10 protein-coding genes, 1 tRNA gene and 1 pseudogene are annotated in these 22521 nt (G+C 63.4%); 7 read left to right on the top strand and 5 right to left on the bottom strand.

All coding sequences use genetic code 11. The features are described 5' to 3' along the window. Positions 1–19: 19 nt before the first annotated feature. The gene (gene purL / locus LU493_RS18130) at positions 20–3940 is read right to left on the bottom strand and encodes a phosphoribosylformylglycinamidine synthase (protein WP_275289210.1); all 3921 of its coding nucleotides are present in this window, start codon (positions 3938–3940) and stop codon (positions 20–22) included. Positions 3941–4105: 165 nt separating this feature from the next. Between purL and mltF the strand changes: the two genes are divergently transcribed. After that, the gene (gene mltF / locus LU493_RS18125; RefSeq protein WP_275289220.1) at positions 4106–5569 is read left to right on the top strand and encodes a membrane-bound lytic murein transglycosylase MltF; all 1464 of its coding nucleotides are present in this window, start codon (positions 4106–4108) and stop codon (positions 5567–5569) included. 4 nt (positions 5570–5573) lie between these two features. Here the strand turns inward: mltF and tadA are convergent, their stop codons facing one another. Further along, complete coding sequence (tadA, locus tag LU493_RS18120; protein ID WP_275289209.1) at positions 5574–6041, bottom strand: tRNA adenosine(34) deaminase TadA; 468 nt, start codon at positions 6039–6041, stop codon at positions 5574–5576. Between the two features lie 108 nt (positions 6042–6149). Between tadA and LU493_RS18115 the strand changes: the two genes are divergently transcribed. The 6 genes and pseudogenes from LU493_RS18115 to LU493_RS18090 all read left to right on the top strand — a co-directional run bounded on the left by LU493_RS18115 (position 6150) and on the right by LU493_RS18090 (position 10592). Further along, positions 6150–6986 carry an acyl-CoA thioesterase gene (locus tag LU493_RS18115; RefSeq protein WP_275289208.1) on the top strand — a complete coding sequence of 279 codons (837 nt, stop codon included), beginning with the start codon at positions 6150–6152 and terminating at the stop codon, positions 6984–6986. Between the two features lie 224 nt (positions 6987–7210). Then, complete coding sequence (locus LU493_RS18110) at positions 7211–8524, top strand: glycine cleavage T C-terminal barrel domain-containing protein (RefSeq protein ID WP_275289207.1); 1314 nt, start codon at positions 7211–7213, stop codon at positions 8522–8524. 68 nt (positions 8525–8592) lie between these two features. Further along, positions 8593–8668, top strand: a tRNA-Thr gene (locus tag LU493_RS18105). An 82-nt stretch (positions 8669–8750) separates the two neighbouring features. Continuing rightward, positions 8751–8899 (top strand): annotated as a pseudogene (locus LU493_RS18100) (U32 family peptidase); the annotation flags it as partial. 125 nt (positions 8900–9024) lie between these two features. Further along, positions 9025–9708, top strand: a complete 684-nt coding sequence (locus LU493_RS18095; RefSeq protein ID WP_275289206.1) for a TVP38/TMEM64 family protein — start codon at positions 9025–9027, stop codon at positions 9706–9708. A gap of 398 nt (positions 9709–10106) precedes the next feature. After that, positions 10107–10592, top strand: coding sequence for an Hsp20 family protein (locus LU493_RS18090; protein WP_275289205.1), 486 nt, complete (start codon positions 10107–10109; stop codon positions 10590–10592). A 72-nt stretch (positions 10593–10664) separates the two neighbouring features. Here LU493_RS18090 and LU493_RS18085 read toward each other — a convergent pair whose 3' ends face one another. The 3 genes from LU493_RS18085 to LU493_RS18075 all read right to left on the bottom strand — a co-directional run bounded on the left by LU493_RS18085 (position 10665) and on the right by LU493_RS18075 (position 22494). Then, positions 10665–11009: a hypothetical protein gene (locus LU493_RS18085; protein ID WP_275289204.1), complete on the bottom strand. Its 345-nt coding sequence runs from the start codon at positions 11007–11009 to the stop codon at positions 10665–10667. Between the two features lie 493 nt (positions 11010–11502). Beyond that, the gene (locus tag LU493_RS18080; protein ID WP_275289203.1) at positions 11503–12558 is read right to left on the bottom strand and encodes an NAD(P)H-dependent flavin oxidoreductase; all 1056 of its coding nucleotides are present in this window, start codon (positions 12556–12558) and stop codon (positions 11503–11505) included. Between the two features lie 120 nt (positions 12559–12678). After that, entirely contained in the window at positions 12679–22494 is a 9816-nt protein-coding gene (locus LU493_RS18075; RefSeq protein WP_343076105.1) for a VCBS domain-containing protein, read from the bottom strand. Positions 22495–22521 lie beyond the last annotated feature (27 nt).

Here is a 22521-nt window from a genome sequence, read left to right as displayed (position 1 = left end):
TGCATGACGGCCTCTTTGTTCAGCCCAACCAGCGCCGGGCGTTGCGGAACAGGCGCATCCAGGCACCGTCCTGGGTCCACTCGGCCGGCCGCCAGGAATTGGTGACCGCCCTGGCCACCCGCTCCGGATGCGGCATCATGACGGTCACACGGCCGTCCGGCGTAGTCAGGCCGGTAATACCGCCCGGCGACCCATTGGGGTTGGCAGGATAACGTGTGGTCGCCTGGCCCTGGTTATCGAGATAACGCAGGGCCACCTGAGCGCTACCCTGCATGCGGCGCAGATGAGCACTGTCGCGGAACTCGGCGCGCCCCTCGCCATGGGCCACGGCGATCGGCAGGCGCGACCCCTCCATGCCGGCCAGCAGAATCGAGGCACTCTGCTCCACGCGGACCATGGAGACCCGGGCCTCGAACTGCTCGGACTCGTTGCGCACGAAACGTGGCCAGTGCTCGGCCCCGGGGATCAGTTCCTTGAGCTGGGACAGCATCTGGCAGCCGTTGCAGACGCCCAGCGCGAAGCTGTCGTCACGACCGAAGAAACCGGCGAACTGGTCGCGCGCCCGCTCGTTGAACAGCACCGACTTGGCCCAACCGCCGCCGGCACCGAGCACATCGCCATAGGAGAAGCCGCCGCAGGCCACCAGGCCCTTGAAGTCTTCGAGGCTCACCCGCCCCTCGAGAATATCGCTCATGTGCACGTCGACGGCCTCGAAGCCGGCCCGGTCGAAGGCCCAGGCCATCTCCAGATGACCATTGACGCCTTGCTCGCGCAGTACGGCCATGGCCGGGCGCGCAGTGTTGACGAAGGGGGCGGTAATGTCCTCGTCGACATCGAAGGTGGGCGCCGCCGAAAGCCCCGGGTCGCGGCCGTCGAGCAGGCCATCGAACTCGCTCTTGGCGCACTCGGCATTGTCGCGCAGCGCCTGCATGCGATAGCTGGTCTCGCTCCAGGTACGCTGCGTCAGCAGACGCGTGGTCTCGAGCAAGGGCTCCTCGAACAGCGTCACCCGCACCTGGTCGTCGTAACGCGGCCGGGCGATGACGCCGCAGGTCTCGATGCCCGCACCGGCGAACTGCGCCAGCACCTCCTCGGTATGCTCGCGGGACACCTGGATCACCGCGCCGAGTTCCTCGGCAAACAACGCATTGAAGGCATCGGTGGGCTCGTCGATCAACCAGTCGAGCTTGATCTCCAGACCGGCATGGGCCGCGAAGGCCATCTCCAGCAGCGTCACCAGCAGCCCGCCGTCGCTGCGGTCATGATAGGCCAGCAGCTTGCCATCGGCATTGAGCCCCTGGATCACCGAGAAGAACGCCTTGAGATCCTCCGGGTCGTCCAGATCGGGGCATTCGTCGCCGACCTGACCATAAACCTGTGCCAGGGCCGAGCCACCGAGACGGTTCCGCCCCTCCCCGAGATCGACCAGGATGAGATCAGACTCGTCCTGCTCCAGGTTGATCTCGGGGGTCAGGGTACGCAGGGCATCGGTGACGGGCGCAAAGCCGGTGGTGATCAGCGACAGCGGAGAGGTAACGCTCTTCTCCTCGTCACCCTCCTCCCAGGCGGTACGCATCGACATGGAATCCTTGCCCACCGGAACGGCGATGCCCAGCGCCGGGCAGAGTTCCATGCCCACGGCGTGGACGGCGTCGTACAACGCCTGGTTCTCGCCGGGATGGCTGGCCGCGCTCATCCAGTTGGCGGAGAGCTTGATATCGCCGAGCCTGGCGATCGGTGCCGCCGCCAGGTTGGTGATGGTTTCAGCCACCGCCAGACGGGCACTGGCAGCAGGGTCGATCAGCGCCACCGGCGGCCGCTCGCCCATGGCCATGGCTTCGCCGGCGTGGGTATCGAAGGTCGCGGTAGTCACGGCGACGTCGGCCACCGGCACCTGCCAGGGACCGACCATCTGGTCGCGGGCTACCTGGCCGGTAATCGAGCGGTCGCCGATGGTGATCAGGAAGCTCTTGGAAGCCACCGTGGGCAGCCGCAGTACCCGGTCCATGGCCTCGCGCAGGTCCAGGTTGTCGAGCATGATGCCCGGCAGCTCGCGATGCTGACGCTCGAACTCGCGCTGCATCTTCGGCGGCTTGCCGAACAGCACGCTCATCGGCAGGTCGACCGGCTTGCTCTCGAAGTGGCCGTCACGGACCTCGAGATGGTGGGCCTCGGTGGCCTCGCCGACTACCGCATAAGGGCAGCGCTCGCGGCGACACAACGCCTCGAAGGTCTCGAGATCATCCGGCGCCACGGCGAGCACATAGCGCTCCTGGGCCTCGTTGCACCAGATCTCCAGCGGACTCATGCCGGGCTCGGCATTGGGCACCTCGCGCAGCTCGAAGCGACCGCCGCGCTCGCCGTCCTTGACCAGCTCCGGCAAGGCGTTGGAGAGTCCACCGGCCCCGACGTCGTGGATGAAACGGATCGGATTGTCGTCGCCCAGCGACCAGCAGCGATCAATGACTTCCTGGGCGCGGCGCTCGATCTCGGGGTTATCACGCTGCACCGAGGCGAAATCCAGATCGGCGCTGGAGGCACCGGAAGCCATCGAGGAAGCGGCGCCACCGCCCAGGCCGATCAGCATGGCCGGCCCGCCCATCACGATCAGCTTGCCGCCGACCGGAATCTCGCCCTTCTGGACATGGTCCTCGCGGATATTGCCATAGCCACCGGCGATCATGATCGGCTTGTGATAGCCCCGGCGCTCGATGCCGTCAGCCCCCAGGGCATCCTGTTCGTAGCTGCGGAAATAGCCGGTCAGGTTGGGGCGGCCGAACTCGTTGTTGAAGGCCGCACCGCCGATGGGCCCCTCGAGCATGATCGACAGCGCGCTGGTGATACGCTCCGGCTTGCCGTAGTCGAAGGCCTCCCAGGGCTGGACGAATTCGGGAATGCGCAGGTTGGAGACGGTGAAGCCGGTCAACCCCGCCTTGGGCTTGCCGCCGATGCCGGTAGCGCCCTCGTCACGGATCTCGCCGCCGGCGCCGGTGGCCGCGCCGGGGTGCGGCGCGATGGCCGTCGGGTGATTGTGCGTCTCGACCTTCATCAGGATATTCACCGGCTCCTGATGCGTGCCATAGACCGCCCTGTCGGCCGCCTTGCCGGTCAGCGGCGCCGCGAAGAAACGACCGGCCTCGCTGCCCCGGATCACCGCCGCGTTGTCGCTGTAGGCGGAGAGGATATCGTCCGGCGACGCCTCGAAGGTGTTCTTGATCATCTTGAACAGCGAGCGCGACTGGGCCTCGCCATCCACCACCCAGTCGGCATTGAAGATCTTGTGACGGCAATGCTCGGAGTTCGCCTGGGCGAACATCATCAGTTCGACGTCCGTGGGGTTACGCTCGAGGCCCTTGAAGGCATCGCACAGATAGTCGATCTCGTCCTCGGCGAGCGCCAGGCCGAGCTCGGTATTGGCCGTCTCCAGCGCCGCACGGCCGCCCCCCAGGAGATCCACCTGGCCGAGCGGAGCCGGCTGGTGATGCACGAACAGCCGAGCGGCGTCGGAAGCATCGAACAACACCGTCTCGGTCATGCGATCATGCAATGCCGCCGTGACCGCTTCGAAGTCCGCCTCGGAGAGCTCCCCGGCGAAGTGCACCCGATAAGCGATACCCCGCTCCAGCCGACGAATGTTCGTCAAGCCACAGTTGTGCGCGATATCGGTCGCCTTGGACGACCAGGGCGACTGTGTGCCGATCCGCGGCACGACCAGAAACAGGCATCCTCGACCACTGGGCGACGCCTCACGCGCCGTCCCGTCGTCCAGCAACCGCTCGAGCAACTGCCGGTCATCGTCGGCCGGTTCCCCGTCGTGATCAACGAAGTGCACATAGTCGGCTTCGAGCGCCTCGACATCGGGCGCCACGCTACGCAGGACATCCAGTAGCTTGGCGTGACGAAAAGCGGATAAAGCGGGCGCACCGCGCAGTTCGAGCATATCCTCGGGCCTCTGAAAACAAGCAGAATGCAGTAAAGACGGGGCCGCAGCCGGCGGCAAAGAGGGCCATGATACTGGAAAGCGCCGGTCGCGAGAAATCGGGAATGATGACAGCCGGGGGACGGCTGGGTAAGGTGAAGGGTCTTGTCGCTGCTCATCACCTCTATGCTCGCATTCTGGCTCGACCATGTCCGCCGCCGTTGGCGCGGTTACCTGACACTGTGCGCCGTCCTGATGCTCGCCCTGTTGCCGGTACGACCGAGTAGTGAGCCGGGACCGCACTTGCAGGATGTGCTGCAACGCGACTTCATCAGCGTGCATACCCGCAACACCCCCACCACTTACTACGAGGGGCGTCAGGGGCCCACCGGTTTCGAGTACGAGCTGATGCGGCGCTTCGCCGACCATCTCGGGGTCAGCCTGGCGCTGAATGATGACCACAATACCTCCGACGTGCTCGGCGCGGTGCGTCAGGAGGGTGATATGGGGGCCGCCGCCCTGCCTCTCGAGCCGGGCCGCGAGGGCGTGATCTTCAGTCGCCCTATCATGCCGCTGCAACCCTTGCTGGTCTATCGTCGAGACCTGACGCCACCGGATAGCATCGAGGACCTGCAAGGACTGGAGATCGGCACCTTGAGCGGCAGCGGCACCGATACCGTCATGCGGGAACTCCAGGCGGAGCACCCGACATTGAGCTGGAAGGAGTCCGACGACATGGAGGTCGCGTCACTGCTGAGCCGTGTGGCGAGCGGCAAGCTGGACGCCGCCGTGGTCTTCGAACACCAGTTCCGGCTCAATCGCCTGTTCTTCCCTGATGTCGAAGATGGGTTCCGGTTGGGCAAGCCGCTTTCCCTGGCCTGGGCCTTCCCGGCCGGCCATGGCCTGGGCCTGGTGCGCGAAGCCAACCATTTCCTCGCCGACATGCAGGACAGCGGCCTGCTCCAGCGGCTCGAGACACGCTATTTCGGTCGCGACAATTATCTCGAATACGTCGGCGCACGCACCTTCATCTCTCATGCCCAGGAGCGCCTGCCGGACTATGCCCAGCTGTTCCGACGGTCCGCCCGCGATACCGGCTTCGACTGGAAGTTGCTGGCCGCGGTGGGCTATCAGGAATCCCACTGGGACCCCGAGGCCACCTCCCCCACCGGCGTACGCGGGCTGATGATGCTGACGCTCCCCACCGCCAGCGACCTCGGCGTCGAGAATCGCCTCGATCCGGCACAAAGCATCGAGGGCGGCGCGCGTTATCTGAGAAGCCTCGAGCAGCGACTCCCCGAGTCGATCACCGGCGATGATCGTCTCTACATGGCGCTGGCGGCCTACAACGTGGGGCTCGGGCACCTCTATGACGCCCGCGACATCACCCGCCAGCGCGGCGGCGATCCCGATGCCTGGGTGGACGTGCGACGCTCGCTGCCGCTCCTGCAGGAGAGCGCCTGGTACGAACAGACCCGTCACGGCTACGCCCGAGGGGGAGAGCCGGTGATCTATGTCCGCAACATTCGCCGCTATCACGAGATCCTGGCCTACGTGGACCGCAGCCAGGAACAGTTCCACCCGCTCAACGCCCGGTTGCCCGAAGAAGCGAGTCGCGAGACATTCGACGTGATCCCGCCCAGCACCTGAAGGCTCACTTCTCGGCACTATCCCGTCGTTCGGCAAAAAACGCCTTGAGATGCTTCGAGACACGGGGCGCCAGCACCCCGCCGACCACCTCGACCCGATGGTTGTACCAGGGCTGGGCGAACAGGTTGGCACGCGACTCCACCATGCCGCTGCGCGGCTCGGCCGCACCATACACCACCCGCGCCAGTCGCGCGTGAATGATCGCGCCGGTACACATCAGGCAGGGTTCCAGCGTCACGAAGAGCGTACAGCCATCGAGGCGATAGTTGCCGAGCCTGGTACCGGCATCGCGCAGCGCACGAATCTCGGCATGCGCACTGGGATCATGCTCGGCGACCGGCGCATTGAAGCCAAGCCCCACGATCTCGCCGGCCGGATCCACGACCACGGCCCCGACCGGCACCTCGCCTGCCGCCTCCGCCCGACGCGCCTGATCCATGGCCCGGTGCATGTAGTACTCATCGCTGCGCATCGACGTTGACTCCAGTAGACTGCTCGACATGTAGATGATGGCTCGGCCCCACTCGCCCCGAAAGGTCTTCGAAAGCGGGCCAACACCTTCTCAGGAGGATACCCCCGAATGTCCGACGCACTAAACGCCCTGGTCGACCTGCTCGCCCTGGAACCCCTGGAAGAGAATCTCTTCCGCGGCCGCAGCCAGGATCTGGGCCTGCCACAACTGTTCGGTGGCCAGGTGCTCGGTCAGGCGCTCTCGGCGGCCACCCACACCGTGGACGCCGAGCGCCGCGTGCACTCCTTGCACGGCTATTTCCTGCGGCCGGGCGACGCCCAGATGCCGGTGGTCTATCAGGTCGACGCCGTGCGCGACGGTGCCAGCTTCACCACCCGTCGCATCACCGCCATCCAGAAGGGTCGGCCGATCTTCTTCTGCAGTGCGTCCTTCCACGGCGACGAAACGAGCATCGCCCACCAGCCACGCATGCCCGACGTAGCGCCCCCCGAAGCCCCCGAAGACGATGACACCCGGGTGACCCGCTTTCCCGGCCACCCGATCGAGTTTCGCCACCTCGACGACAAGGCCGAGCCCGGCCAGCCGGCTCGCAAGCGCCTGTGGTTCCGCCTGGCCGGCGAACTGCCCGACGATCCGGCACTGCACCGCTACCTGCTGGCCTACAGTTCCGACTTCAATCTGCTGACCACCTCTCTGGTGCCTCACGGCCTTGCCTTCGGCGATCCCGGCCTGCAGATCGCCAGCCTCGACCACGCCCTGTGGTTCCATCACGACGTCAAGGTCAACGACTGGCTGCTCTACGACATGGACAGTCCCTGGGCCGGCGGCGCGCGCGGCTTCAGCCGGGGCAGCATCTACGACCGTGCCGGTCGCCTGGTGGCCTCCAGCGCCCAGGAAGGACTGACACGGCTGCGCGACATCGAAAATCGCGACGCCGAAAAGTGAGCCCCCGACACCCGGGGTGTCGCCCCCGGGAATCCCGGCGTCGCCTCAGGAACGGTGCCCCCCACCTGCACGCCTACCTTGAAGGTATCGGCGGCCCGCCTCCGCAACGACCGACATGCCCTGAATGACGTCGTCGAGCGGGAGCCCGCCCGGGCCTCCGACAGCGAGGGCACGAGAAAAGCCGCTTTCTCGGGCCATCAGCCAAGGACGAGGAGTGCCGCGCCATGCCACATAATGTCAATTTCCAACAGTCCATCGATCAGAGCGAGCGCTTGGTGCCGGTCAACCTCCGCCAGAGTGGTGACCCCGGCATTCAGCTGTTGCTCTCCAATCGGGTGCGAAAATCGCCTTACTGGCATCTCTCGGTGGAAGCCGGCTGCTGGAAGGCCACCGTCTACAATCGCATGTACCATCCCCGTGCCTATGTGCGCCCCGAGGATGGTGGCGCCATGGAGGAATACCGCGCGCTGGTCAACGATGTGACTCTGTGGAACGTCGCCGTCGAGCGACCGATCCGCGTCAAGGGCCCCGAGGCAGAGGCCTTCTGCAACTATGTCTGCACCCGTGACGTGACCCGGGTTCCGACGATGATGGGACGCTATGTGGTGCTCTGCGACGAACAGGGCCGCGTGCTCAACGATCCGGTGATGCTGCGCGTCGCCGAGGACGAGTTCTGGTTCACCATCAGCGACTCGGACCTGGCCTACTGGTTCAGGGGCGTCAATCACGGCATGCGTTTCGACGTCGAGATCGACGAGATCGATGTCAGCCCGCTTCAGGTTCAGGGGCCCAGGTCCGAGGACCTGCTGGCCGAGCTGGTCGGCGACGCCATCCGCGACGTACCCTATTACGGCCTGATGGCCGCCAGGATCGAGGGAGCCGAGGTGCTGATTTCCCAGACCGGCTTCTCCGGCGAAAAGGGCTACGAGGTCTACGCCCACGATTCCACCCTGAACGCCGAAACCGTCTGGAACGCCATTCGCGCCGTCGGCGAAAAATACAACCTGATGGTCATCGCCCCGGCCCACCATCGTCGCATCGCCGCCGGCATCCTGTCCTACGGCCAGGACCTGGATCACGAGACCAACCCTTTCCAGTGCTACCTCGGCCATATGGTGCCCAAGGCCAAGGAAGCCGACTACATCGGCAAGGACGCACTGGAGCGCACCCGGGAGCTCGTCAAGGCCGGCCGTCCCCCCTTCAGTCACCAACTGGTGGGGCTGAAGCTCGGCGGCAGGCCCATCGAGGACTATGCACCGGACTTCTGGCTGGTCGGCCCCGACGCCGGCAGCGAGCCCTGCGGCTGGATCACCTCTCCCTGGTACTCCCCGGAACTCGGCACCAATATCGCCATGGCCTATGTACCGGTGGCCTCGGCGGAGCCGGGAACGGAACTGGTGGCCTGGCTCCCCGACGAGTTCCTCGACATTCCGGGACAGCCGGTGGCCGCGACGGTCTGCGAGATGCCCTTCCGCGAATCGGTCAACCCGAGCTCGCGAGAACGCGCCAAGGCCGCCGGTCGCGATTACGCCTATTGAATCAGCCCCCGGCCCGAGGCATTGCCTGGCTGGCATACCGGCACGCGGAGCAGTATCATACGTCGCGCGCCGGTGTAGCTCAGTTGGAAGAGCAACGCACTCGTAATGCGTAGGTCGGTGGTTCGAGTCCACTCACCGGCACCAGAAAGATAATGGAAAACGGCCACCCAGCGACGCATCGCGGTGGCCGTTTTCTTTGGCCACGGCTTTAGGTTCCAAACAGGTTCCGCCCCACCTGATGCCGGTGTACGAGGACGAGCACACCACCTGCATATGCACTCCAGGGACCCGCGCGCCGTCCAGCATGTGCCGCGTCTCACCGAGATGAGGGTCAGCTCGCTGAAGATCGAAGGGCGCACCAGGTCCCACGACTATTAGCGGGCAACGTTGACCTGCTGCGAGGTCCGGTCATATCGCGGTGCTCGGTTGCATTCCACAGCTTCCTGGGCCGATGATGCCTGGCATGGCACCATGGACCGAATGCCGACCGGATGCCTGCCATGTTTCTCGACCGCCTGCTGGGCAGACCCTGGCTCCTGGCCACCCTGGGCGCCGCCATCCTGATGGCGGCGTACCTGTGGGTATGGGACTCGCCCGACCTCGCCGAGCTGCAGCATTGGGCAGAGGAGACCGCCCACCACCCCGCCGTGGTCATCGGGGTCGTCCTGGTGATGGGCGTCGCCCTGACCATCGGCCTGCCCGGCAGTCTCGGCCTGTGGTTGATTGCCCCCTTCTATCCTCCCCTGGCGGCAGCGCCGATGCTGGTCGTGGGCAGCGTCGGGGGCGCTATCGGCGCCTATCATCTCTCCGCGAGCCTCGGCAATCGCCTGCCTACCGGGGGGCATATCCGGCGTATGATGCGCCACCTGGAGCGGCGCAGCGACTTCCTGACCCAGTGCGCGCTGCGCATACTCCCGGGCTTTCCCCATTCGGTGGTCAACTTCGCAGCGGGGCTGCTACGCCTGCCGCTGGGGACCTTCGTGATCGCCGCCGTGGTGGGGTTGGGCATCAAGTGGGCGGTCTATGCCAGTGCCATCTATGCCGCCCTGGGGGCCGTAGAGCGAGACGAGACACTGGGGGCCGACGTAATGCTGCCGCTACTGGCGCTGGCCATGTTACTGCTGATCGGCGGCTGGGTGCAGCGGCGAATCGCGGCGAACGCCCAGGCCGGCTCCGCGGAATAAACTCCGCCGCAGCTGCCTGATCGCCACCGGCGGGGTAGAATCTGACCATCCCGTCACCGTCTGACAGAGCCATCCGATGAAGCAGATCTCGTTGCCCAGTCGGAGCATCAGAACAAGAAGACGTTTACCCGTCGATAGCGATTCCTGGCCCAGGTGGAGGCCCTGAAGCCCCGGGACGGGCGTCGGCGGAGAACAACGCTGGCAAGTTGCCTATGGCTACCCTATATGCCCAAACGAGATAAATAATAGAAAAAAATTCTAAGGCACGGGAGTTGAAATTCTCGGCGTCAACCTGATGTCTTTTCATGCCAGAAAGCCCGCCTTCGAGAGCGGTAATCGGAGAGATGGGCTCAAGGCAGAAGGTATGACTTCGCTAAACGCATAGGGAGGACATATCGATGAGCACTGCATTTTCACTTGAGCCGCTTTTTCGTCACTCCATCGGCTTCGACCGATTCAGCGACTTCTTCGATCGCGCCCTGGAGGGAAATTCAGCACCCACCTTCCCTCCGTACAACATAGAGAAACACGGCGATAACGAATACAGGATCGTACTGGCAGTCGCCGGCTTCTCCGAGGAGAATCTCAGCATCAGGCTGGAAAACGGCGTACTGACAGTGACAGGCGTCAAGACCGATGAGGCGAACGGTTCAAGCATCACTTACATGCACCACGGCATTGGCCGCGACTCCTTCAAGCTGACCTACAAGCTCGAGGATCACATCGAGGTGCAAGGAGCCAACCTGGAAAACGGCCTACTGGTAATCGACTTGCTGCGCGACATTCCCGAAGAGGAAAAGCCGCGGGAGATCGAAATCAATCGCCTCGGATCCAACCAGTCTCGCTACCAGCAGATCGAATCCAGAAGCGAGAAAACCGCCTAGCACAGGCACCATGCCATGCCTCCGTCCAGGCCCCGTCTCGTGTCGGGGCCCATCTCTTTCATCATGGCTTCTTTACTTACCACCGAGTCTTTCCCCGGTTCTCCTCTCATATTCGGCGGCGGCAAACAGCAGCCTTTCGTGTGCGGCATCGGCGAATTCCACGAACATCTCAAGCTCTTTCCGGTAGGCTTCGATCTGATCGAGCATGGTCCGAATGACGTCCGGATCATCGAGGAATGCCTGGACATGCTCCTCGCGGCTCTTGGTCAGGCACATCATCGTGACACGCCGACTCACTCCGGAGAGAGGATCCGTGTACTTCTTCTCGACCTCCTCCACATCCTGCATGGTCATGACGGCATCATAGTCACATGACTCGACTTCCGAGATGTCACTCATGGCCTCATCATCCTGCATGTCGCGCTCCCCTTTAGGCTGTTGTCACTGTACCTTCCCCATACCGAGACTGCACATCGACGCTCGGCAGTTTCCGCCCTCTGACACAACACCTTTCCGATAAGCACCAAAGGCATCCTGCCCATGATGAAGCGTGAGATAAATACAGAGGCGCTCCTGTTATCTCGATGTTGTTGCGAACCATCAGCCTGGAGACACCGAATGCCTCACCTTCTCACTGAATCAACAGGGCTTCTTCACTGGCAGAAAGGCGAACATCAATAAGTTGCCCGCTGAGCAGCGGGTACGAGATGGTCATGTATCGAGGATAAACACTATTCTTGTTAGATGCCGTCCCTGGCAAAGCACGATCTCGCACGATTGTGGATACCGCGTTGACAACTATAACCAACGAAGCCGAATCACGCCTACCACTAACCACATTATCCTCATGAACTTTTGTAAAGCCTTTCCTGTCGCTTTACTCTCCGGCGCTCACGCCCGATATTCAGGCTTACTGCCCGGCACTTTCCCATTCCTCTACCAGCTTCCACATCAAGGAAGCGGCGGAAAATTCCCGGGCCAGGGGCGCGCCCTGCCCGGCCCAATGCGGCGCGAAGTCGTGGTTGCCGACGGCACTGGCCGCCGCATGCAACGCCTTGGCGGCATCATAGGCAAGCGGGTAATCGGCCGGCTCGAGGCCGGCCGGCACCTCGTGCAGTCGATTGACCAGCCCGCGTGCCGGGCGACCGGAAATAGCGGCGGTGATGCCTGTCCGATGGGCCGCCTCGCTCTTGAGCCGCTGGCGGTAGGCCGCATCGGCGGCGGATTCCGGGCACAGGATGAAAGCCGTGCCGAGCTGGGCCGCCGACGCCCCCAATCGCAGGGCGGCCGCGATGCCGGCGCCGTCCATGATGCCGCCGGCAGCGATCACCGGGAGCCGAATACGCGCGACCAGCATTCGCACCAGCGCCAGGGTGCCAATGCCGTCATCCTGCTCGGGCTCGAACACACCACGATGCCCGCCCGCCTCGACGCCCTGAGCGACCAGCGCATCGACGCCCTCGTCATCGGCTCGCTCGGCCTCATCGAGGGTCGTCACGCAGGCAAGGGTCAGGCACCCCGCCTCACGCAACTGCTGCACCGCCGGCCTGCCCGGCAGCCCGAAGTGAAAGCTGACCACCGCCGGCCGCTCTTCGAGCAGCATCTCGAGCATTGCGTCGTGGCCGACAAGGCTCTGGTAGATTTCCCGAAGCTCAGTCGGCGGACGAGCCTCGAACTCGGCAAACCACGGCGCCAAATGCTTGAGCCAGGCGGCTTCCCGCTCGGCATCACGCCGAGCGGGGCGATGGCAGAAAAAGTTGACGTTGATGGGGCCGGTGGTCAGTTCGCGGGTGGTGCGAATCTGTTCCCGCGCCTTCTCCACACCACTGGCCCCCAGGCCCAGCGAACCGAGGCCACCCGCCTCGCTGACCGCCGCCGCCAGCGCCGGCGTCGAGACACCCGCCATCGGCGCCTGGATGATCGGATAGCGGATCCCCAGTCGTTGGCAGAAGGTATCGGAAGACATGGCGGACTCCTTGGCAAGAGAGCGAGAGGGTGTTTACCCCTGATATGGCACGAGGCCGATGGCTCCGGGAGCCACCGACCTCGAGGACGCCCCGAAGGGCGTCGGGCAAGCAGGAGCTCGTCAGATTTCCACCTGCACCCCGTCCTGGACCTTGAGAGTAGCGTCGCTGTTCTGAGCCTGGTAGACCTGATAATCCACTCCGTCAGCGCTCTCTGTCGTCGGGCCACTCCATTCACCCGATGTCAGGCTGACACTATCCCCCGAATCGCCGAGGATACTCAGCTCATTGTCCCCATCGGTCATATCCAGCACGTCCTGTGCCTCCAGCGCGACACTGTGATCCTGACCTTCCGGCATAAAGTCCAGGGTTTCGACATTGTCGAGATCATCGGGATTCGGATCTTCGCCGAAGCGCATCTCGACCACATCGACACCATCCAGGCCATCCAGCGGCTCGCCGGTATACAGCAGGGTATCGTCTCCCGAGGTCGGTTCGACGGCCTCGATATTGACATTGAAATCGCCCGACACCGTGTCCGACGTATCGCTGCCATCCGTGGTCCAGGCCTCGTAGGTGACGTTCTGGTCGCCATCGGTGGCCCCCTGCACCAGATACAGCTCGTTGATCTGATCCGGGCCGATACCGCTCAGGGTGTAGGTGTCGCTGCCACTGTCGTAGCTCACGCTGGCATCCGGCAGACTGTCCAGCAGGGTGTCGCCGCCGCCGGTGAAGAAGCCGGCATGCTCGCCGAGACCCGTCAGCGCGATCGTGGCGGTTTCCGAACCATCCATGTCGGACATGCCCGCACTGAGGTTGAGCGGGATCTTGTCGCCCTCCTCGCCGAAGCTCAATTCAGGCGACATCGTGATGCCATCGGCCACGGCCTGGACATCCACTTCGAAGTCGGTGGAGGTATTGGTGCTTTCGCCGTCCTGAGTCGTCCGTGCCGTCAGGGTCAGGGCATCATCGCCATCCAGGGTACCGCTCCAGTTGCGTGGCGGTTGCAGAGCGACATATGCCGGCACCTCACCGTTCTCGAGGATCGACCAGCTACCGCCACCGACGTTCTCGGCCAGGGTCGCCGAACCGGCATCGCTGCCGGTCTTGACCAGCCAGCCGTCCGGCACATTATCGATCAGCAAGGCATCAAGGCTCTGGGAGTCGGTATCCGGCAATGTAACGCCCAGATCCTGCAACTCGACCTCTTCATCCTCGGTACCGGTAGCGTCGCCGGCGATGACCTCCGGCGGCGGCGGCGCGATTTCGGAGGAACTCGACCCGGTCGACGTCTCTTCATTGGTCGCGCCATTCTCCTGGGTCGCCGCCTCGGCGGTCAGCGAAACGCTGCCCCAGGTGTTGGCCCCCGGGCGATAGGTCACATCGACCGAATCCCCCACAGCGACACCTTCGATCACATAGTTGCCGTCGCCGTCCGGCGTGATCTCCTCGCCGTTGTACCACAGGGTACCCGGCTCACCGTCACCACCGGTCATGCCGGTCTCGTCCAGCGAGACCACCAGCTGGCCATCCACCAGGCTGACATCGGGATCATCCGCCGGGCTGGAGACATCGATGGTGAAGTCGACATCCTCGCCGTCGGCGGCATCGCCTCCGGACACCTCGACGGTCGGCGTATCGGTCACAGGATCCACCGGCGGCGTAACGCTGATCGTCTCCGAGTTTTCCTCGCCGCTCGGCGACTGGGTGGTCAGGGTGGTATCGAAGGAAAACTCACCGTCGGTGTCGTTCCAGTTGGCCGGCGGCGTCACGGTGATGTCATCCAGCAGGTTCTGCAGGACGGTATCGCTGCCATCATCGGTGCTGGCATACCACACTATTTCACCGTCGATGGTGGTCTGCTGCATACCGTTGACCACGGCCCCCGCCGGCAGATTGGAGATGGTCACCGCGCTGCGACCGCTATCCGTACCATCGTCCACGATCGAGGCGTTGACCAACTCGGACAACGCCAGGGGCTCATCCTCGGTCATGGTGGCATTGGCATCGCTCCAATCGATGATCTCGTTGGGGTCCTCGCCATCGCCGAAATCGCCCTCACCGGTCAGCGTCCAGCTATCGCTGCCAGTTTCCTCCTCTCCCGGAGCTTCGTCCTGGGTGACCCCAGTGATGGTGATCTCATGATTCTCGATGGCATCCACCTGGGCGCCATCGCCCAGGGTGAACTCGACGGTCTGGGTCAGGGTATCGGTGTCGAAGACGTCATCGGGATCGATATCGATGCGCCACTGGCTGCCCGTGCCGCCGGCGACCTGCCCGACGAACTCGCCGCCCTCGACGCTGACCCCGGCGGGAACATTGTCGATCAGCAGGTACTTGAGAGACTCGCTGCCGTCGGTATCCGGCTGCGTGATATCGACGGTGACCGCCACGCTGTCGTTGCCATCGGCGGTCACGTCCTTCGCGGGCTCATCGATATCAGCATCGCTGCCGTCAGCATTTTCGATACCGGTAATGGTCACCGTGGGCACATCGGTTACCGCATCGATGACGACCTCGTGGGTCTCGTTCTTGACCACCGTGGTGTCATCGACATCGCCCTCATAACCCGCATTGGGGGTATCGGTGATCTCGTACTGCACCTCGAGGGTACCGGCATTGCCGGAGACATGATCATCGCCCTGGGCGTAGATATTGTTCCAGGCGTCGTCGGTCAGCTTATAGTATCCGCCCTCTTCGACCACGCCAGGTGCACCGTTCGCCGCGGCCTCGGCTAGCGTCGTGCTGCCATCGCTGCCGTAGTAGAGCTCGAACTGATTGCCCGTGACGCTGGCGACATCGATCCAGACCGAGCTCAACGACTCGTTGGTATCGCCATTCTGCGGCTCGAGACTCAGGTTGAGCTGCCCCAACTGGTCCTCGGCCAGATTGGACTGGATACTGAATTCCGCCTCCGGCGAGGGCGTGACCTGGAAAGACACATCCTGCTCGGCAGCCTCCCGGGTATCACCGTCGTTCTCGGTGACGATGGGCGTGACCGAGAAGTCCACCTGGCCGCTGAAGTTCTCCGGCGTGGTGATAGTGACGCCACTCGGATCGGTAGCCACCCACTCGCGGCTGACTCCCTCACCGCGAATCAGGGTCGCGCCCTCGACATCGAACTGCGCATCGAGCCCGGTGATGCGATAGGTCAGCGTCTCCGAGCCATCGTCCCCTGTCTCGCCCGACTCGGCGGTGATGATATCGCTCAGCGTGACGCTGGTACTGTCGGCGTCCAGATCCTCTTCGGCGTAGACCGGCGTGTCGATGGTGACATCGGGCTCGTCGGCGACGCCATTGACGGGCACCTCGATGGGCTTGGTGACCGGCGAATCCAGAGTATCGGTCACGCCACCGTACTCATCGACGGTGACCACGCTTGCGGTCAGCGTAAAGTCTTCGTTGCTGTCCTGCGGCGGCGTCACGGTCAGTGGCGCATCGCGATCAAAGTCATCGATCACATAGTTGCCGCTCCCGTCGGGCGTGAGCTCCGTTCCGTCGTAGGTCAGCACCGCGCCATCCGGCACATCGCTGATGGTGACCCGGAAGGACTCGTTGGGATCGCCGCTCTGGGGACGGATATCCAGCGGGATCGCCTCATCCTCGCTCCCCTCGGCGGGCGAGGTGACGTTCAACGAGGCGAGGTCAGCCACCGGCTGATCGATAAAGATACCGTCGAGGATGGATTCGCCCGAGGTGGCCGTGTTCTCGGTGCCATCATCCGGATCGGTATCCACCGTCTTGGCCTCGACGCGAATCTGGAATTCGCCCTTCTGGTTCGGCGCCGCGCGGAACTCCAGGCTATCCAGATATTCCACCGGCACCTCGATGGGCGAGCCGTTGAAGGTTTCCTCGACCCAGGTGGTGCCACCATCCGTGGAATAGCGGAAGCTGGAACCTTCGGCACTATCGCCCTGGCCTGAGACCAGCTCCGGCGTCAGCAGCGCGAAGGTCTCTTCGGAACCGTCGTCATCCTGATTGGCCCAGCCATCCGCTGGATTGAAGCCATCGGCGTTGAGCGCGAACCAGGCATCCTCGGTGCCATCCACATCGGTGCCATAGGTATGGTCGGGGTTCATGGTCAGATCGGGTTGGCCATCGCCATCGCTATCGCCGCCGACCTCTTCGGCATCGGGTGTGACGGTGACGTCCGCCGTAACGTCATGAGTCTGGGTATCCGGGCCGTACGGCGAGGTGTCTGTCACTTCCACCTGCAATGACAGGCTTTCATCGACACTGCTATGCGCCGGGGGCGTGATGGTGTAGCCGGTATAGCTGCCATCGGTCACATCGCCCTCGGGAATCGTGAAGCCATCGGTGCCGTTACCGGTATGCACCACATTGCCGTCTCCATCCTTGATCACCCAGCCGTCCGGAACAGTATCGATGCCGATGGCCGTGATCGACTCGCTACCATCGGTATCGCTGACGGCAAGATCCGCCAGGAAGGCGATATCGGTATCCTCCGGCCCCTCAGCGCTGATATCCGCCGGCTGGTCGGCGACCGGCGCGGTATCGATATTCAGCGTGACCGAATCGTCCTTCACGGCGCCATCATCATCGCCGGCATCGCTATCGTGATCCCGGGCCTTGAGGGTGACGGTGATGCCATCGAGGTCACCGCTGAAATCGGCCGGCGGCGTCAGCGCCAGGGAGGCCGGAATCTCCGTCGATGTGCCGGCGCCGAAGTCACCGAGGTCGCTTGCCGGAATGACGATGGTGCCATCGCCTCCAGCCGTGATGGTGTTGCCATTCACCGTAATGGACGTGCCTTCCGGCACCCCGCCGATCTCGAGTGAGCGCTCCTCGCTGCCATCGAGATCCTCGAAGCTGGCGCCGAGCAGGTTGCCGAGATCCAGCGAGCTATCCTCGTCGATGGTGGCCGTATAGGGATCATCCGAGCCGTCGATGGTCAGATCGACATCGTCGGTCACCGCCTGCACGCCGACATCCACCTGGGAGGTGCTTTCCGCACCGGGCACACCACCCAACGGATGGTCAGCAGCATCGACCTCGTAGCTGGTCACGCTGAGATCGATGGTGAAGTTCTCGTGACTCTGGGCGATCGGATTGATCTGCAGCGCCTCGTACTCCGCCGTGGTCATGGTCAGATCGGCGTCGCTTTCGGCACTGGCGATGTGGGAACCATCGGTCAAGGCAATGGTCAGCGATCCGCCATTGCTGCCATCGCTCGTCCACAGCACATTGCCGCTGCCATCCAGAAGCTCGGTACCTTCGGGGATGCCACCCAGGGTGATCGGCCCCAGCAGTTCCGGGTTATCGCCGGTGGTTGCCCCATTCTGGTCCGTGGTATCGACGGGGCTCGGCGCCGTCAGGTCCAGGTCTACCGGCGTGTCCTCGGGCGTTTCGACCGAGCCGCCGGCAAGATCCGGCGCGTCGGCGACCGGAGTGACATTGACCGTCACCTGGGTCTCGGTCGGCGTGCCCGTATCTTCATCCACCACGACGGAGAACACATCAAGGCTGCCATCGTTGCTGTAGTCGGGGGCGGGATCGAAGGTCACCCGCCCCTGGTCATCGACGGTGGCGGTGCCGAAGCCCACATCGAAGCTGCGGGTACCGTCGCCGTTATCCGTGCCGGTCACCTCATTGCCGTCACTGTCCTTGATGGTGACGTTATCCAGAGTGGCATCCGCCGACGTGGTAAACGGATCGGCCGGGGTATCCTCGGGCGTGGTGATCGCGATGTCCGTAGGCGCATCGTCCACCACGTTGACATCGAAATTGCCGTCGACCGTATCGCCGTCTCCGTCGATGACCTGGTAGGCAAAGTTAAGCGCCAGGTCCTGATCCTCTTCGGGATGAACCAGGGCCCCCTGCAGCTCGAAGGTATAGTTGCCGCTCTGCGTATCCAGAGTAACGGTGAATACCGGCTCGCCACCTCGCGTCGCGGTCAGCATATCGCCATTCACCGCGATGTCGACGTCACCATTGCCGTTCTCACTCAGATAGTCTTCCAGGGCCGTCTGATCATCGGAAAATGCCAGCTCGCCGGCGCCATCCTCGCCGAAGTCGACGGGGAGCCCGGCCGTCACACTGGTGGCTTCGGTGTCCGGCTCACTACCATTCGGCAAGGCGGCTTCCTCGATGCTTGCCGCAGCCGGAGTGCCATCGATGGCCGGCCCATCGTCTCGGAAGGTGAACTGCCCACCGACGTTAACAGCATCGCTATCGACGCTGTCGTTATCCCCATCGACGGCGGTCGCCACTAGCTGGAGGGCGCCGTTGCTCAGCGAAATCGCGTCATCGTGGTCGGCGCTATCCGGGTGCTCCAACGGACGAGTCTGCGTCAGCGTCACGGCACCAGTGTCGCCATCAAGCTCGATACGGAAGGCGATGTCGCCATCGGCATCATTGCCCACACGACCGACCACGTCGTCACCATCCATAAAGAGATGGACGGCTTCACCGGTGGCGGTATCCGTTACACCGGATGCCACACCATCGCTGACCTGCAGGCTATAGGTCGTGCTGGCTTCGCCATCGGCACCATGATCGATATCGAAGACACCACTGATAAAGTCAGGGTCGTTCTCCGATACAGGACCCGCATCCAGGTCTGTTTCATCCACCTCGACGCTGCCCAACTGGCCATTATCGACACTGATCACCGGCTGATCATCGACGATAGTGATGGTCACGGTATTGGTTACCGTATTGCCGTGCTCATCAACCGCGGTGTACTCGAAGCTGTCGGTCGGCGGTGTACCGGAGTGACCTGCATCGTCCGTCAAAGTGTAATCGAAGGTGCCGTCGGTATTGACGATCCAGTCCCCCCAGGACGTCGAGCCGTCTTGTTGATCTTCCACCGTCCAGCCATCCTGAAGATCGAGGCTGGCACCGCTGATGATCTCGCTTTCGGCAGACGGCTCAGTGCCATCCGGCAGGCCCGCCTCATCCACACTACCCGAGGTGTCGGTCGGGTCACCGGTGACATCGGTGACATCGATGGTCAGGGTCGCGGTGCTTTCATCACCATCGCCGTCCTGCAGCGTATAGGTGAAGACATCCTGAACGTCGGCATTCGTGCTGTCCGGATCGGCTTCATAGGTATAGCTACCATCCGCATTAAGCGTCAGGGTGCCGTATTCGCCCACGATCACCAGGGGATCGGTGCCGCTGGCACTGTTGCCGGAGACATTGACACTTTCGGCCGCCGTCACCGTGGCGCCATCGGCGCCCTCGGTATCGGCAACATCGCCGTCCGAAACACCATCGCCGCCAATCACGTTGCCACTAGTGCCGTCGCCTTCGGTAACGCTATTGACGTCATCCTCGGCCGTCGGCGCGTCATCGACGATCTTGATATTCAGATCGCCGCTGTCGGTCGAGCCATCCTCGTCGGTGGCCGTCACAGTGACGCTATCCATCAGGTTATCGACGTCTTCCTCCGGCGCCTTGGTCAGGAGGTAGTCATAGTCGAGGGTGATGGTGCCATCATCGGCCTGGCTGTAGCCGTTAAGGGTCAGTTCGCCGGACTGGGTGGTCAGGCTCTGCGGGGTATCGCCCAGCGTTTCCACCTCGGCCTTGCTTAGCGTGAGTGTGGCCGACTCGCCATTCTCGTCGGTGTAATCCAGCGTCACCGCGCCCGTTTCCTGCAAGCCATCCAGGGCGGTCAGGGTAAAGCTGGATTCGACCCGGGTATCATCGGCATTCGTCGCGGAGCCGTTCGGCAGGCCGCTTTCGAACACCACCTGATCACCGATCTCACCGTCCGGCGTGGTGCTGTCATGCTCGTTGGGCACATCGACGGTCACCCCGTCATCGCTGCCGTCGATGGAGATGGTCAGGGTGGCGTCGTCGGCATCGGTATCGCCATCGGTCAGCGTATAAGTAAACGCTTCCTCCAGCGTCTCGCCGTCGCTGAGCCCCTGAACGTCGAGGTTGCTGTTATCCAATTGATAGGTGTAGCTACCATCCGCCTCGAGCGTCAGGGTGCCGTACTCGCCCTCGATCACCAGGGTGCCGTCGGTGTCGGTGGCACTGTTGCCGGGGACATTGGTGCTTTCTACCGCCGTCACCGTGGCACCATCGGCGCCTTCGGTATCGGCAACATCGCCATCGGACGCACCACTGCCACCCAGCACATTGCCGCTGGTCTCGACGGTGCTGGCGGTATCGTCGCCTTCGGTGACGCTATTGGTGTCATCCTCGGCCACCGGGGCGTCATCGACGATCTGGATATTCAGGTCGCCGCTATCGCTCTGGCCATCACGGTCAGTAGCGGTGACGACGACGGTATCCAGAAGCTCATCGACGTTCGCATCCGGGGCCGTGGTCAGCTCATAGGCGTAATCAAGGGTAATGGTACCGTCGGCAGCCTGGCTGTAGCCGTTGAGGGTCAGCTCGCCGTACTGGGTGGTGAGGGTCTGGGAATCGCTGCCCAGCGCTTCCACCTGTGCCTTGCTCAGCGAGAGCGTGGCCGACTCGCCATTTTCATCGGTGTAATCCAGCGTCACCGCGCCCGTTTCCTGCAGGCCATCCAGGGCAGTCAGGGTAAAGCTCGACTCGACCCGGGTATCGGCGGCGTTCGGGTTGGAACCATCTGTCAGGCCGCTCTCGAACACCACTTGATCGCCGATCTCGCCATCCGGCGTGGTGCTGTCATGGTCGTTGGGCACATTGACGGTCACGCCATCGTCGCTGCCGTCGATGGTGATGGTCAGAGTGGCGTCGTCAGCATCGGTATCGCCGTCGGTCAGCGTATAGGTGAACGCCTCGGTCAGCGTGTCATCGTCGCCCAGGCCCTGGACCTCCAGGTTGGTATTATCCAGCGCGTAGGTATAGCTGCCATCGGCCTCGATCGTCAGGGTGCCGTATTCGCCCTCGATCACCAGGGTGCCGTCGGTGTCGGTGGCGTCGTTGTCCGGCGTATTGACACTTTCCACCGCGGTGACCGTGGCACCATCGGCGCCCTCGGTATCGGCGACATCGCCGGCGGATGCCGTATCACCACCGATCATATTGCCGCTGGTCTCGACAGTGCTGGCGGTGTCGTCGCCTTCGGTGACGCTATTGGCGTCGTCCTCGGCCGTCGGCGCATCATCGACGATCTTGATATTCAGATCGCCGCTGTCGGTCGAGCCATCCTCATCGTTGGCCGTCACGGCGACACTGTCCAGGAGGTCATCGACGTTCACGCCCGGTGCATTGGTCAGCTCATAGCTGTAGTCGAGCGTGATGGTGCCGTCATCGGCCTGGCTGTAGCCGTTGAGGGTCAGTTCGCCGTACTGGGTGCTGAGCGTCTGGTGGGTATCACCCAAGGCCTCCACGTCTTCCTTGTCCAGCACCCGGAATCCCAGCTCGCCACTTTCGTCGGTATACGCCAGCATCACCGCGTTAGTGTCACTCAGGCCATCCAGAGCGGTCAGTGTCAGGCTGGACTCTACCCGGGTATCGGCGGCGTTCGGGTTGGAACCATCCGCCAGGCCACTTTCGAACACCACCTGATCGCCGATCTCACCATCCGGCGTGGTGCTGTCATGGTCGTTGGGCACATCGACGGTCACGCCGTCGTCGCTGCCGTCGATGGTGATGGTCAGGGTGGCGTCGTCCTGATCGGTATCGCCATCGGTCAACGTATAGGTAAACGCTTCTTCCAGCGTCTCGCCGTCGCTGAGTCCCTGGACTTCCAGGTTGCTGTTATCCAATTGATAGGTGTAGCTACCATCCGCCTCAAGCGTCAGCGTGCCGAATTCACCGTCGATCGTCAGGGTGCCGTCGGTGTCGGTGGCTTCGCTGTCCGGTGTATTGACGCTTTCCACCGCGGTGACCGTGGCACCATCGGCGCCTTCGGTGTCTTCAACATCGCCATCGGACGCACCGCTGTCGCCCAGCACATTGCCGGCCGTGGTCGTCGCCGAGTCTTCGGTGACGCTATTGGCGTCGTCCTCGGCCACTGGCGCGTCGTCGACGATCTGGATATTCAGATCGCCGTTGTCGGT

It is taken from the genome of Halomonas elongata, assembly GCF_029081005.1.
GTDB classification, from domain to species: Bacteria; Pseudomonadota; Gammaproteobacteria; order Pseudomonadales; family Halomonadaceae; genus Halomonas; species Halomonas elongata_B.
This window is presented reverse-complemented; position numbering and strand designations above follow the sequence as displayed.